Origin of the sequence: Paraburkholderia sp. HC6.4b (assembly GCF_014200875.1) — a bacterium.
Lineage (GTDB): Bacteria > Pseudomonadota > Gammaproteobacteria > Burkholderiales > Burkholderiaceae > Paraburkholderia > Paraburkholderia tuberum.
The window spans coordinates 167,841-181,720 of sequence record NZ_JACHDC010000013.1 but is presented as its reverse complement, the minus strand read 5'-3'; the positions used below and the strand labels follow the sequence as shown (position 1 = coordinate 181,720).

General features: G+C 61.0%; 10 protein-coding genes. 7 read left to right on the top strand and 3 right to left on the bottom strand.

Features of this window, described 5'->3' with window-relative positions:
- The first annotated feature begins 16 nt into the window (after positions 1-16).
- Positions 17-1,246: a cytochrome P450 gene (locus tag HDG34_RS20725; protein WP_184061954.1), complete on the top strand. Its 1,230-nt coding sequence runs from the start codon at positions 17-19 to the stop codon at positions 1,244-1,246.
- Between the two features lie 142 nt (positions 1,247-1,388).
- On the opposite strand, the gene HDG34_RS20720 is transcribed toward HDG34_RS20725, so the two are convergent.
- Positions 1,389-2,048 (bottom strand): TetR/AcrR family transcriptional regulator, encoded by a 660-nt coding sequence (locus tag HDG34_RS20720; protein WP_184061953.1) that lies wholly within the window; start codon positions 2,046-2,048, stop codon positions 1,389-1,391.
- Between the two features lie 1,202 nt (positions 2,049-3,250).
- On the opposite strand from HDG34_RS20720, the gene HDG34_RS20715 reads away from it, so the two are divergent.
- The 4 genes from HDG34_RS20715 (at position 3,251) to HDG34_RS20700 (ending at position 10,052) form a co-directional block, all read left to right on the top strand.
- Positions 3,251-4,948, top strand: coding sequence for a DUF1302 domain-containing protein (locus HDG34_RS20715; RefSeq protein ID WP_260321267.1), 1,698 nt, complete (start codon positions 3,251-3,253; stop codon positions 4,946-4,948).
- A 14-nt stretch (positions 4,949-4,962) separates the two neighbouring features.
- The gene (locus HDG34_RS20710; RefSeq protein WP_311734815.1) at positions 4,963-6,312 is read left to right on the top strand and encodes a DUF1329 domain-containing protein; all 1,350 of its coding nucleotides are present in this window, start codon (positions 4,963-4,965) and stop codon (positions 6,310-6,312) included.
- A 180-nt stretch (positions 6,313-6,492) separates the two neighbouring features.
- Entirely contained in the window at positions 6,493-7,557 is a 1,065-nt protein-coding gene (locus tag HDG34_RS20705; RefSeq protein WP_184061951.1) for a YCF48-related protein, read from the top strand.
- Positions 7,558-7,568: 11 nt separating this feature from the next.
- On the top strand, positions 7,569-10,052 hold the full coding sequence (locus HDG34_RS20700) for an RND family transporter (protein WP_184061950.1): 2,484 nt from the start codon (positions 7,569-7,571) through the stop codon (positions 10,050-10,052).
- A 128-nt stretch (positions 10,053-10,180) separates the two neighbouring features.
- On the opposite strand, the gene HDG34_RS20695 is transcribed toward HDG34_RS20700, so the two are convergent.
- Positions 10,181-10,963 carry a glucose 1-dehydrogenase gene (locus HDG34_RS20695; RefSeq protein ID WP_184061949.1) on the bottom strand — a complete coding sequence of 261 codons (783 nt, stop codon included), beginning with the start codon at positions 10,961-10,963 and terminating at the stop codon, positions 10,181-10,183.
- 31 nt (positions 10,964-10,994) lie between these two features.
- Positions 10,995-12,005 (bottom strand): NAD(P)-dependent alcohol dehydrogenase, encoded by a 1,011-nt coding sequence (locus HDG34_RS20690; RefSeq protein ID WP_184061948.1) that lies wholly within the window; start codon positions 12,003-12,005, stop codon positions 10,995-10,997.
- A 137-nt stretch (positions 12,006-12,142) separates the two neighbouring features.
- On the opposite strand from HDG34_RS20690, the gene HDG34_RS20685 reads away from it, so the two are divergent.
- Together HDG34_RS20685 and HDG34_RS20680 are read left to right on the top strand one after the other, a co-directional pair.
- The gene (locus tag HDG34_RS20685; protein WP_018425503.1) at positions 12,143-12,892 is read left to right on the top strand and encodes an electron transfer flavoprotein subunit beta/FixA family protein; all 750 of its coding nucleotides are present in this window, start codon (positions 12,143-12,145) and stop codon (positions 12,890-12,892) included.
- Between the two features lie 2 nt (positions 12,893-12,894).
- Positions 12,895-13,827, top strand: a complete 933-nt coding sequence (locus HDG34_RS20680) for an electron transfer flavoprotein subunit alpha/FixB family protein (RefSeq protein WP_184061947.1) — start codon at positions 12,895-12,897, stop codon at positions 13,825-13,827.
- Positions 13,828-13,880 lie beyond the last annotated feature (53 nt).

The following is a 13,880-nucleotide window of genomic DNA, read 5'->3' as shown; positions in this document are numbered from 1 at the left end:
CGAAAGGAGACAACTAATGTCAGTAGCTGCTCATGGCGGGACTCCGGATCTGGCGCCAATTCCCGCGCACGTATTGCCTGAACGAGTGTTCGACATCGATATCTACAATCCGCCGGGTGCCGAAGACGACTACCATCTCTCGCTCAAGCAGTTGCACGCCGAAGGCATTCCCGACATTCTCTGGACACCCCGCAACGGCGGACACTGGATCGCGACGCGCGGCGATGACATCTATCAGATCCTCAAGGACTACGAGAATTTCTCGTCGAAGCAGCTGACAGTGCCGCTCGTCGAGCATCAACCGTTGCCGCCGATCTTCTTCGATCCTCCGCAGCACACCGCCTATCGCGCGCTGATCGCGCCCGCGTTCATGCCGCAGGCAATCGGCAAGCTCGAGGAGAAGGCGCGCGAAATGGCGATCGAACTGATCGACGGCTTTTATCCTAAGGGCGAGGTGGAATTCGTATCGGGGTTTGCGCAGCATCTTCCGATCGGCATTTTCATGAACATGGTGGCGCTGCCCGCCGAGGATCGCGAGTACTTGCTCGGCCTCGCTGACAAGATGGTCCGCCCGGTCGATGCCAACGAGAAGCTCAAGGCGCTCGGTGCGATTTTTCAGTACCTGGGGGTGAAGATTGCGGAACGCCGCGAGAACCCGGGTGACGATCTCATCAGCAAGATCGTCCATTCGAAGATCGACGGGCGCGCGCTCACCGACGAAGAAGCGCAGGGGCTCTGTGGTCTGGTGCTGATTGGCGGCCTCGACACGGTTGCCTCGGCAATGGGCTTTATCGCGCGATTCCTCGCCGGGAGCCCGGCCCACCGCAAGCAGCTCATCGATAACCCCGAACTGACGCAGAAGGCCGTGGACGAGCTTCTGCGGCGCTTCCCGGTGGTCAATCAAGGGCGGCGGATCACACACGATTTCGAGTACAAGGGCGTGCAGATGAAGGCGGGTGACATGATCATCATGCCGACCACACTGCACGGTCTGGACGAGAGAAAGTTCGACGATCCGCTGAGCGTCGATTTCACTCGGCCCACGCCGATTCATTCGACGTTCGGCAATGGCGCGCATCGTTGTCCCGGCTCGTTCCTTGCGCGCGTGGAGTTGAAGGTTTTCCTTCAGGAATGGCTTAAGCGGATTCCCGATTTCCAGATCAAGCCCGGCGAGAAAGCGGGTGTCCACGGAGGTGTGAACGGCACGCTATACCACTTGCCTCTTGTCTGGGACGTGGTCCGCTGAGGATCGGTCACAATGGCCTGAGCAAGCCATTGCGACCATGTGCGTCTGTAGAAGGGGACCCGCGGCTCGGGTGCGCCCGTCACATGGCGCGCCGACCGCTCCATCCGGGCGCGATTCTGGCACAAGCAGCTGCCTTGCAGTTTTATGGAGATGCCTTGCTCAACGCTCGCCAGACGACCTTCATGGCGTGACGGAACGAGTCTGCATTAAATGTGTCCGCGCCTGACCGGCGAAGAAAGACGACCAGACCGTGCAGATGTGAAAGGAGTAGGGCGCCGCGCAACGTGCATTCTCCCGAGGGCAAGGTTGGGTTGATCTGCGCGATCAGTTCCGCCAGGAGACCCTGAAAATCCGCAGTAGATTTCGCCATCAGGGCATGCAGAAAGGGCTCATGCTCTGCGAGGCTCCAGCATTCCAGCACAAAGGCGCTAACGCGGTTTCCGCCGCTCGCCGTCAGTACGGAGAACGCCTCGTCGACGATAACATCCAGTCGCGCTTCCGGTGGCCGGGATTTGTCCTGGGCGATCGTCCGATAGTGCTCGAAATAGCGATCCGTGTATGCCTCGATCGTGGCCCGCAATAGTTCTTCGCGGGTGCTGAAGTAGTGCTGCAAGGTCCTCAGTCGAATCCCTGCCTCGCTGGCAATTCGGCGTTGAGTGAAACCTGCGTTACCTTCGGATGCGAAGACCTCGATCGCCACTTCGATGATGGCGGGCACGCGGGTCGTTCTGTTCCCGCGCCGTTTGGGCCCGTCTGCTGCCGTGTTGCCGAGGTCTGCCGATGAGATGGTCAGGTCTTTCATCTGTTGTGCTCTCCTTGGCGTCTGCTGTCCTCTCGCTTGTTGCCAGTCCGGGACGTGTATCTGCGGGCTATACCCCGCCTGATACGAGCGCCGTTCGATCCGGATCGGGCAGCGCCGGCATTAATCTGATGATAGTCAGATGACGAATAAATATGCGTCTTCTGACTAATTATCTTTTAGATAAAGTCTGATTCAGTCACTCGCGACATCACATATCCTACCCGAATAAAGGGTAGGTTTGTCCATACCAGCATTTCCCCTGGTGTCATCTGGGCTTGATAATGGGTCGGCTGACTACTACTATTTAGTCAACCGACACATTACGCCGGGACCCGACCATTCCCGCTGTGTCGCAAGCCGAAGCAGCGGATTCGCAGGGTTTGGGGTTGGCCGGTTAGAGTCGCCAATTTGCGTTCGTGGTTGTGATGTCAGCAGCGCGCACAGGCCGTAGAAGGAGCTGGACATGAAGGTTGGGGAAGGTTCTTTGCGTTGGCTGATCGACAAGTGGATTGCGCCCACTGCAACCACCTCGGTGCACATCACCCGATGTACTTTCGCAAATTCAGGCCAGACGAGGTGTGTACTTGCGCGGTCGTCCGCCGCTGAGAACTCCCTCGCGATATTCTTCTTTCGGCACGACGACGGGGCATGGCGCGTGTTCCCGCCTCCTCCCCGCAAACCAGAAAGGCACTTCTACGCAGGAACGGGATAAGCGATTCGTCTGATCGCGGTCCATGACCAGCCTATACAAAAGGACTGCAGAGGAAACTGATCCGATCGCACAAGCTATTGATTCATCATCGGCTCGGACGGTTTTCCGAAAGCCATCCATGGTTTGCATCGTCAATCTGCGCAGTCGAATCGGACACCTCGCAAATGCAAGCGTCGCCACTGTCTCATCCGCGTCACGCGGCCATGCGCGGACCGCTTCGAGTTCATCACCAAACTCAAATCCACGTTTACCCCGCATTTTGAACGTCGTTCGGAAAATTGCATCACTTAGGGGTGAGCGAGCGTTGACAGTCGAGTTTCGAGCGTTTATCTTTCCGAACAGCATTCGCATTCTGGTGACGCTGTGGGAGGTATCCGAGGCGCGATGCTGACGAGGTAGGGAGGCCGGTTTCGCTTCATTGCAAAAGTCTGCGGCAGTCCAAAGGCCTGGGCCTTTTCTGCGGCAGCGCGACAAAGACAAGAGGAGACGCATGAAACAGAAGAGTCTAAAGCCAAGTGCGATCAGCCTTGGCGTGCACGCGACCTGCATCGCTGCAGCGTGCGGGTTGTGGAGCGCAAACGCCAACGCCTTCCACTTCGATGTGCCGAACCCGGACATCGACATGGAATGGGACAACACGGTGCGTGCGGACTACGGCATCCGGCTTCAGAACCCGAGCCACTTCTACACGAACAGCCCGACCTACGACGAAGGCGATCTATCGACGCCGAAGTTCAGCACGATCCAGTCGATGCTGAACCTCTACAGCGAATTCGATTTCAAGTACAAGGACACGTCCGGCTTCCGCATCAGTATGGACGCGTGGTACGACCCGACGTTCAAGAATCACAATACGAGCAATCCTGCATTTCCTCCGAACTATCCGAACAACGAGTACACCAGCTACATCAAGAAGTACTACCAGGGGCCGAGCGCCGAGCTGCGTGATGCGTTCGTGTTCCACACTTTTGACCTCGGTGGTCACTCTGTCAACGTCAAGCTCGGCCGGACGGCAGTCACCTGGGGGCAGTCGGCGTTTGCTACGCTGGGTGGCGCGAACTCGGTGGCCATCGGTCAGCAGCCGCTCGACCTGATGAAACTGACGCAGAGCCCGAGCGCTTCGCTCAAGGAAATCGTGTTGCCGACGGCTCAGGCCAACGTGACGACGAGCATTACCGACACGTTCTCCCTCGGCGCGCAGTACACGTTCGAATGGAATCACGATCGGCTGCCTGAAGGCGGCACATATTTCGGCGGTGCCGATCCTATTCTTTACGGCCCTCCGATCGCCAGCTACCAAAACATTCCGGGGCTGGGCACATTCGCGATTCCGCGCATCGCGCCGACGAAAGGCCAGATCGGCGATATCGGCATCGACGGCAAGTGGCGTGTCGATTCGATCGCAACGACCTATGAATTTACGTACCGCCACTTCGCCATGAAGATGCCGTGGGCGGCGGTGCTACTCCCGGGTGCCGGACCCGAACTCTTCCCGGGCACCAACCTTCCCGGTGTTACGGCGAAGTACGGCAACGACGTGAACCTGATCGGCGCTGGCTTCAACAGTGCGATCGGCAGCGCGGCAGTGGCAGGCGAGCTGTCGTATCGCTGGAACATGCCACTCAATGCCGTCAACACGACGACGGTCAACGATGCGCCGACGGGTCGCACGCTGCACGGTCTGCTGAACGTCACGCAGTCGTTCGGCAAGACGCCCATGTGGGACAACATGTTCCTGCAGGCGGAATTCGCGTTCAACCAGCTGCTAAGCGTGCAATCGAATGCGCGGAACTTTGCCAATTCCAGCTATGACACCACGGGCCAATGTTCGGCATCGGGCAACTCCGCGTTTAACAACTGCTCGACGCGCTTCTGGGCCGGGATCGGCATTGGTGCGAGCCCGCAGTGGTATCAGGTATTCCCTGGGGTTGATTTGACGATGCCGCTGTTCGTTAATCTGAATCTGAAGGGCTACTCATCTGTCATCGCGCCAGCGGCCGAAGCACAGGGGCAGAACACCTTCGTGGTCGGGCTTGATTTCACGATCTACAACAAGCATGAGGTGGACATTACCTACACCTACTACATGAACAAGAAGGGGTACTCAACGGCGGGAGCCGCGACGGCGCTCGGTGCACCGTACAGCGACAAGTCGTGGATCGGCATCACCTATCAGACAACGTTTTGATGATGGAGGCACGTGTGAAAAGTTTCCCAAAGCTTCTTAAGGCGCTGGCGATACTCGCCGCGGTTTGGGCCTCACCGTATACGCTGGCGATCGAGAGTGGGATCACGCCGTTCGGCGCGGAAATTGCCGGCAACAAGGACGGCACGATTCCAGCATACACGGGGGGCATCAAGGACTTTCCGACCGGGTTCAAGGCCGACTCCGGAAAATGGGCCGACCCGTTTCCCGGTGAAAAGCCGGTTCTGCAAATCACGGCTCAGAACTATCAGCAATACGCCGACAAACTGAGCGCCGCCTCGATCGAGCTGTTCAAGCGCTATCCGACTTACCGGATGGACGTTTACCCGACGCACCGCTCGGTTTCGTATCCGGACTGGTATCTCCAGAACTCGGAAAAGGACGCGGAAAGTGCCAAGCTCGAAAAAAACGGCCTTTATATCGATGGGGCGTTCGGCGGCAAGCCGTTCCCGGTGCCGAAAAACGGTCAGGAGGCGCTGTGGGACTGGGAATTACGCTACGTCGGAACGGCCCAGAAAAACAACGTGAAGACGTGGCTCGTCGATTCGAGCGGCACGCCGATTCTTGCTGCGCAGTTCAAGAGTTCGCTGCTCTATCCATATTTCGAGCCGAAGGACGAAGCGGAGTTTCGCAAGAAGGGCCCCCTCGCGATCTGGTATCAGGTATATAACGACTACGCGTCACCGGCCCGCCTGATTGGCGACACGACGCTCTTCTGGTACTTCACGGATTCGGCCGATCACGATCAGCAATCGTGGGAATACAACCCGGGCCAACGCCGCGTGCGCGTGGCGCCCGATCTCGCCTACGACACGCCGAACCCCGGCTATTCGGGCGCGATCACGATGGACGACATCCAGTTGTTCTACGGCAAGATCGATCGCTGGAACGCGAAGCTGGTCGGCAAGAAGGAAATGTACATTCCGTACAACGACTACAAGCAGCAGTACGACACGCCGGCCAGCAAGATCACCACGCCGCATTTCGTGAATCCCGATTATGTCCGGTGGGAGCTGCACCGCGTATGGGTCGTGGAGCTGACGCTCAAGCCGGGCGCGCGTCACATCTACAGCAAGAAGACGCTGTACTTCGACGAGGATGGCGGCGGGGGAATGATGGATGCCTACGACCAGTCCGGCAAGCTCTATCGGGCCGGCTTTGAGACCACGGTTCCAGCGTACGACTACAAGGTGCCGTATTCGCTCGGTAACTGGTTCTACGACTTCAACAGCGGCATTTATATCTTCGGTAGCCATCCGGCGGACTCGCCCGGGATTTTCTTCAACGTGAATTTCCCAAATGACTACTTCACGCCGGAGCGTATGCAATCCGCGGGTGTGCGCTAATTGCGCGCCGAGTTGAGGATGAGGTATTGAGTGATGCGTCCTGCCCGGCTTGCCTGGCGGGCACAAGGAAGGGCGCAGCACGTGCGCCGTGCCGGCTATGGCATGGCGCACAAAGAAGTTTTCATAAAAAGCTCAGAACTGTTCGCGTGATCGATCGCCAGTTACTGTGAAGGAGACACAATGCGCAAGACCCTGTTTCGTTGGCTGGCAATCGTCGCCGCGGCATGCGCCGCGAGCGGGTCGGTCTACGCCGAATTCGCCGACCCGATGCGCTCGCCCGCCGTCATCAACCCGCAGGCCGCGCATGAACCGCTGATGGCGCTGGCGCAGGCCGGACAGCGCCTGGTCGCGGTAGGTCCGCGCGGAGCAATTCTCGTATCGGACGACGCAGCCGTGCACTGGCGCCAGGTACAGGTGCCGGTGAGTTCCGATCTGGTGGCCGTTACGTTCAAGTCGGCCGCGCTGGGCTGGGCGGTCGGACACGACGGCGAGGTGCTCCATACCACCGACGGTGGCAATAGCTGGACGCGACAGCTCGACGGCCAGCAGGCGGCCAGGCTGATGAGCGAGTACTACGCGAAGCAACCGGGCGATTCACCTGATCTCAAGGCATCGCGCGAAGAGGCCGAGCGCTTTGAAGCAGACCAGGGAGGCCGTCCGTTTCTCGACGTCTGGTTCGATGACGAGCGTTCCGGCTGGGTCATCGGTTCGTTCAACATCATTTTTCATACCGACGACGGCGGCAAGAGCTGGGTGCCCTGGTTCGACCGCGTCGACAATCCCAACGCATTGAACCTGCATGCGATGCGCCGTATCAACGGCACGCTTTATATCGCGGGCGAACAGGGGCTGCTGCTCAAGCTCGATCCCGACAAGCAGCGTTTCGTCGCGGTGCCTACGCCGTCGAAGGGTAGCTTCTTCGGTCTCGCTTCCACGCACAACGCGATGATCGTCTACGGTCTGCTCGGCAACGCGTATCGCTCCACCGACGGCGGCGCGACGTGGGACAAGATCACGCTGCCGACCGGCGCGAGCATTCTCGCTTCGGCTGAACTGCCGAACGGTCACCTTATTCTCGCGACCCAGGCGGGCGAGCTGCTCGAGAGCGTCGACCAGGGGGCAACGTTTCATACACTCGGCGCGAGCCAGCCGGGCGGCATCTTCGCCATGGCGCTGCGCGGCGACACCGCGGTGCTGGCCGGTGCGGCCGGCCTGTCGCGGATCGCATTGTCGAAGTTGCACTAGGGGGAGCAGACATGGCTGGCGGCAACAATGCCCAATTCGACAAGATGCCCGTGGTGGCGGATCTTGCCAGCTTCGATACGCGCTCGGGTAACGCGCTCGAGCGGTTGATCTTCAACCGGCGTCCGTGGCTCATCATCATCTGCGCGATCATCACGGCGGTGCTTGGATTTCAGGCGCTGCGGCTCGATGTGAATGCGAGCTTCGAGAAGATGATTCCGCTGTCGCATCCGTACATCAAAAACTACCTCGCCAACAAGGCGGATCTGAAAGGACTCGGCAATTCGCTGCGGATCGTCGTCGAGAATCCGTCGGGTGACATCTACGATCCGAAATATCTCGCGGCGCTGCGGCGTATCAACGACGCGTTGTTCCTGATTCCGGGCGTCGACCGGCCTGGCGTGAAGTCGCTCTGGATGCCGATCGTGCGCTGGAACGTGGTCACGGAGCGCGGCTTCGCAGGGGGACCGGTGATGCCGGACGGCTTCGACGGGTCCGCGCAGGCAGTCGAACAGCTGCGCACCAACGTTGCCCGCGCCAACATCGCGGGCAACCTCGTGTCGAACGATCTGCATTCGAGCATGATCCAGCTGCCGCTGCTCGATCATTACGCCGATACCGGCAAGCCGCTCGACTACGCGAAGCTCTCGCACCGGATCGACGAGGTCATCAAAGCGGAGGGCCGCGGCGAGGTCCGGGTTCACGTGGTGGGCTTCGCGAAACTGATCGGCGACCTGATCGACGGACTCAAGCTGGTAGCGATGTACTTCGGCGTGGCCGCGGGGATCGCCCTCGTCGTGATCTTTCTCTATACGCGCTGCTATCGCAGCACGCTGCTGGTGGTGGGGTGTTCGCTGATTGCGGTGGTCTGGCAGCTCGGCATCATTCGCACGCTCGGCTATGTGCTGGACCCGTACTCGGTGCTCGTACCGTTTCTCGTTTTCGCGATCGGCGTCTCGCACGGCGCGCAGAAGATGAACGGGATCACGCAGGACATCGGGCGTGGCACGCATCGCTACGTGGCGGCGCGCTACACGTTCCGGCGGCTTTTCCTCGCCGGTCTCACGGCGTTGCTCGCGGACGTGGTTGGCTTCGCCGTGCTGATGGTGATCGACATTCCGGTAATCAAGGATCTGGCATTTACCGCGAGCGTTGGCGTGGGCGTGCTGGTCTTCACCAACCTGCTGCTGCTGCCGGTACTACTGTCATACATTGGTGTGAGTCCGTCGGCTGCACGACGCAGCGTGCGTGGCGAGCAGAACGACGCGCGCGGCACCTCGTCGGCGGGCGCGTTGTGGAATCTGCTCGATCGCTTCACCGAGCGCCGCTGGGCTGTCGGTGCGATCGTTTGTGCGGCGGCGCTCACGGTGTTCGGCTGGTCGATCAGTCAGCACCTGCAGATCGGCGACCTCGATTCGGGCGCGCCGGAACTCAGGCCGGAGTCGCGTTATAACCTCGATAACGCGTACACCAACGCGCACTACGGTCTGTCGAGCGACCTGTTCGTCGTGATCGGCAAGTCGTCGCACGGCACCTGCGACGCCAACAACTTCCCGCTGGTGCTCGAGGCCGACCGGCTCGAAACCGCACTGCGGGGCGTGCCGGGGGTGCAGACCACCACCTCGGTCGGCGGTCTCGCGCGCTGGATGACGTCCGGGTTCTACGAGGGCTACCCGAAGTGGTACACGATCGACCGCGTGCCTTCGATCGTGAACAAGACGGTGTGGCAGATCCTGCTCGATCATCCTGATCTGCTGAGCCAGACCTGCGGCACAGCACCGGTCATCGCCTATCTGACCGATCACAAAGCGGCGACGCTGTCGCGCGTGATGGAGGCTGCAGAGGCATTCGCGAAAACCCATAGCGACGCCGATCATCAGTTCCTGATGGTCGCCGGGTCGGCGGGCATCGACGCGGTGACGAACGTCGTTGTCGCCAAGGCGAACCGCACGATGCTGTTGATGGTGTATGCAGCGGTGATCCTGCTGTGCTTCATCACGTTCCGCAGCTGGCGCGCGGTCGTGGTGGCGGTCGTGCCGCTCGGGATCACGTCGGTGCTGTGCGAGGCGCTGATGGTCAAGCTCGGCATCGGCGTGAAGGTGGCAACGCTGCCGGTGATCGCGCTGGGCGTGGGCATCGGCGTCGACTATGCGCTCTATCTGCTGAGTGTGCAGCTCGCGTATCAGCGCGCTGGGCAGCCGCTGCGTGTAGCCTATCGGCACGCGGTGCAGTTCACCGGGAAGGTCGTGGCGCTGGTCGGCGTGACGTTGGCTGCCGGCGTCATAACGTGGGCGTTCTCGCCGATCAAGTTCCAGGCCGATATGGGCATCCTGCTCACGTTCATGTTCCTGTGGAACATGATCGGCGCGCTGATCCTCATTCCGGCGCTGTCGCATTTCCTGCTGCAAGGCATTTCGCGTAAAGCAGTGGCGAAGGGCGGCGCCGCCGGTTCCACGAAGGTCGAGGCCTGTAGCGGTGAGGCAACGCTGCGGTCGTGACTGCGGAACGGGTGCCGCTCTTCGCGCGGCACCCTGGCAGGACAAAAGAATTGGCCCGCTATCTACGGAGATAGCGGGCCGGGTTGCCTGCAGGTCATGCGGCGCGTTGGGGCGAGCCACTCGTTGCGCTACACCACGGACATCGAGAAGCTCAGGATCTCCGAGACCCCGCCGTCGACCATCAGCATTTGCCCATTCATGTAGGAGCTCGCTTCGGAGGCGAGAAAAACCGCGACGCCGCCGAGTTCCTCGGGGTTCCCCCAGCGTCCCACCGAGATATGCGAACGCACGATTTCCTTCATCTGCGGGTTGGACGTGACGGGCTCGGCCATTTCGGTGAGAAAGTAGCCGGGGCAGATGCCGTTGCAACGAATGCCGTGTCGGCCCAGTTCCGCGCCGAGCGATTTCGTCAGTCCGGCAATCGCGTGCTTGCTGGCCACGTATGCCTGCAGCTTCTCGCGACCGAGCACCGACACATAAGACCCGACGTTGATGATGCGTCCGTGTCCGCGTTCGATCATCTGGCGCGCAACTTCCTGCGCGAGCACGTAGGCGGCCGTGACGTTGGTATCCATCGTTCTTTGCCACATGTCGAGGTTCGACTGCAGAAAATCACTCCACTCGCAAATGCCGGCATTGTTGAGCAGGACGTCGATGCGTCCGTGGCGTGCAAGGACGTTGCGAACGCCGTTTCTGATTGCGCCCTGATCGGTGAGGTCGAACGGTTCGATATCGACGTCGCCGCCCGCTTTACGAATCGATTCCGCAGCGGTTTCGAGGCTCGCGCGCGAACGCGCGCACAGTATCACCGTCGCACCCGCTGCCGCCAGCGCGTTAGCCATGGCGAAACCGAGGCCGCGCGACGCGCCGGTGACGAGCGCAATCTGTCCTTCCAGTGAAAAGAGTTTCATAGTCTGACTCCGTGGATCATGCGAAGGCTGGTTACCGGTGGCGAATGACGATCTTGCCGAAATGCTGCTGGCTTTCGAGGTGCCGCAGCGCATCCGGTACGCGCGCAAAGTCATAAACCGAGTCGATGACGGGCTTGAGCTTGTGCAGTCCGATCGCGCGGTTCATCGCTTCGAAATCCTGACGGGAGCCGACGCGGATCGGCGCGATCGACAGCCCGCGCGTGAAGAATCCTTCGCCGGGAGAAGGGGCGCCGGTCAGCAGTCCGACCACGCTGATGCGCCCGCTGTCGCGAGTGGCGGCAATGGACTTGCCGAAGGTTTGGGCGCCGCCCACCTCGACGACCAGATCGACCCCAAAGCCATCGGTCAGGCGCAGCACGGCGTCATCCCAATTCGGCGTGTCGCGGTAGTTGATCGTGGCGTCGGCGCCGAGTTCGGCAAGCCGTTTGAGCTTCGCTTCGCTCGACGAAGTCGCGATCACGCGCGCGCCGAACAGACGGGCGAGCTGCAGAGCGAACAGCGATACCCCGCCAGAGCCCTGTACGAGCACGGTTTGGCCCGGCAGCAGCGGCGCATGCTGGCACAGCGCGTTCCATGCGGTGAGCGCGGCGCAAGGCAGCGTTGCGGCCTCCTCGTCGGAAAGATGATCCGGAACGCTAACCAGTTCTTCCTCGCTCAGCACCGCCTTGTCGCGCAGCATGCCTTCGACGATAGCGCCGCGGCCCAGCGTATCCGCGTGTTGCGGGCGGGTGCCGCCGTGCCAGTTCTGCGCGAAATTGGCCATCACCCGGTCGCCGGGTCGGAAGCGCCGCACGCCTGGGCCGACGGCAAGCACGACGCCCGCGCCGTCCGAGGCCGGAATGAAGTTGGGCGCCATCCAGTCGCGATACGCACCGTTGATCAGCAGCAACTCGCGGAAATTCAACGAACTCGCATTGACCTGTACCAGGACCTGATGAGCGCCGGGCGGCGCCGGATCGGGTTCCTCGCGTAGTGCCAGACCCGCAATACCTTCAAACCGTTCACATCGATAGAGCTTCATTGGTCGTCTCCATGGTGTCGAACGAGGGCGTCGAATTGAGCGACAAGCGACGTTCTCCTCATTCTTCTCGTTGACAGCTACAAAAAGATGAGTTCAGAATATAGAACATTGTTCAACAAAGCGTTCGGAGCGTCAAATTGAAAATACTGGTCGCGGTGAAGCGCGTGATCGACTACAACGTGAAACCTCGGGTGAAGTCCGATGGTTCGGGCGTCGATCTGGCCAACGTGAAAATGGCCATGAACCCGTTCGATGAGATCGCGGTGGAGGAGGCGGTGCGCCTCAAGGAAGCGGGCGTGGCGAGTGAAGTCGTCGTGGTGTCGGCGGGAACCACGCAATCGCAGGAGGTACTGCGCACGGCGCTCGCGATGGGGGCTGATCGCGCAGTGCTGGTGGAAAGCGACGCGGATCTGCAGCCGCTCGCGGTCGCCAAGCTGCTGGCCGCCGTGGCCGCGCGGGAAACTCCGCAACTGGTGCTGCTCGGCAAGCAGGCCATCGACAACGACGCGGGACAAACCGGCCAGAAGCTCGCCGCGTTGCTCGGTTGGCCGCAAGCCACGTTCGCGTTCAAGACGGAAGTGGACGGTCAACAACTACTCGTCACGCGTGAGATCGATGGCGGACTCGAACGTGTCGCGCTCGATCTGCCGGCGGTGGTCACGACGGACTTGCGTCTGAACAGTCCGCGCTACGTGACGCTGCCCAACATCATGAAAGCGAAGAAGAAGCCGCTGGAGACGCTGAGCCCCGACGCGCTGGGGGTCGACGTTGCACCTCGTCTGAAGGTTCTCGAAGTGACCGAGCCGCCGGCGCGTAAGGGCGGCGTGATGGTTCCCGATGTTGCAGCGCTGATTGAAAAGCTTCGTAACGAAGCGAAGGTGATCTGATCATGACTATTCTCGTTATCGCCGAACACGACAACGCAAGCCTCAAGCGCGCCACGCTCAACGCCGTCACGGCGGCGGGCGCTGCGGGCGGCGAGATTCATGTACTGGTCGCAGGCCACGGCGCGTCGGCGGTGGTAGAGCAGGCCGCGAACGTTGCCGGCGTCGCCGAAGTGCTCGTCGCGGATGCACCCGAATACGCGCATGGGCTGCCGGAAAATCTGGCCGCACTCGTCGTTTCGCTGGCTAGCGGTTATACGCACGTGATCGCGGCCTCCACGGCCGTGGGCAAGAACTTCATGCCGCGGGTAGCCGCGCTGCTCGACAGCGCGCAGATTTCCGACGTGATCGCTTTCAAGGCCCCCGATGTGTTCGTGCGTCCGATCTACGCCGGCAATGCACTCGCCACGGTCCAATCGTCCGACGCAATCAAGGTCGTCACGATTCGTCCGACCGCCTTCGATGCGGCCGCTACCGGTTCGGCCGCCGCGCCGTCGCGCGCAGTCGCATCCGCAGCGGCTTTCGACAAGGCACGTTTCGTCGGCCAGGAACTGACGAAATCGAGCCGGCCGGAGCTTGCGGCAGCCAACATCGTGGTGTCGGGCGGCCGAGGCATGCAGAACGGCGACAACTTCAAACTGCTCGACGCGCTCGCGGACAAGCTTGGCGCCGCGGTCGGCGCGTCGCGCGCCGCGGTCGACGCCGGCTTCGTGCCGAACGACTATCAGGTCGGCCAGACCGGCAAGATCGTCGCGCCTCAGTTGTATATCGCGGTGGGTATCTCGGGCGCGATTCAGCACCTCGCCGGTATGAAGGACTCGAAAGTCATCGTCGCGATCAACAAGGACAGCGAGGCGCCGATCTTTCAGGTGGCCGACTACGGTCTGAGCGCCGACCTCTTCGACGCTGTCCCGGCAATGACCGCGGCGCTCGATTGACGTTCGCCCGGATTGACACCGACCAGAACGCTGTTCAAGATAATTGAACAGCT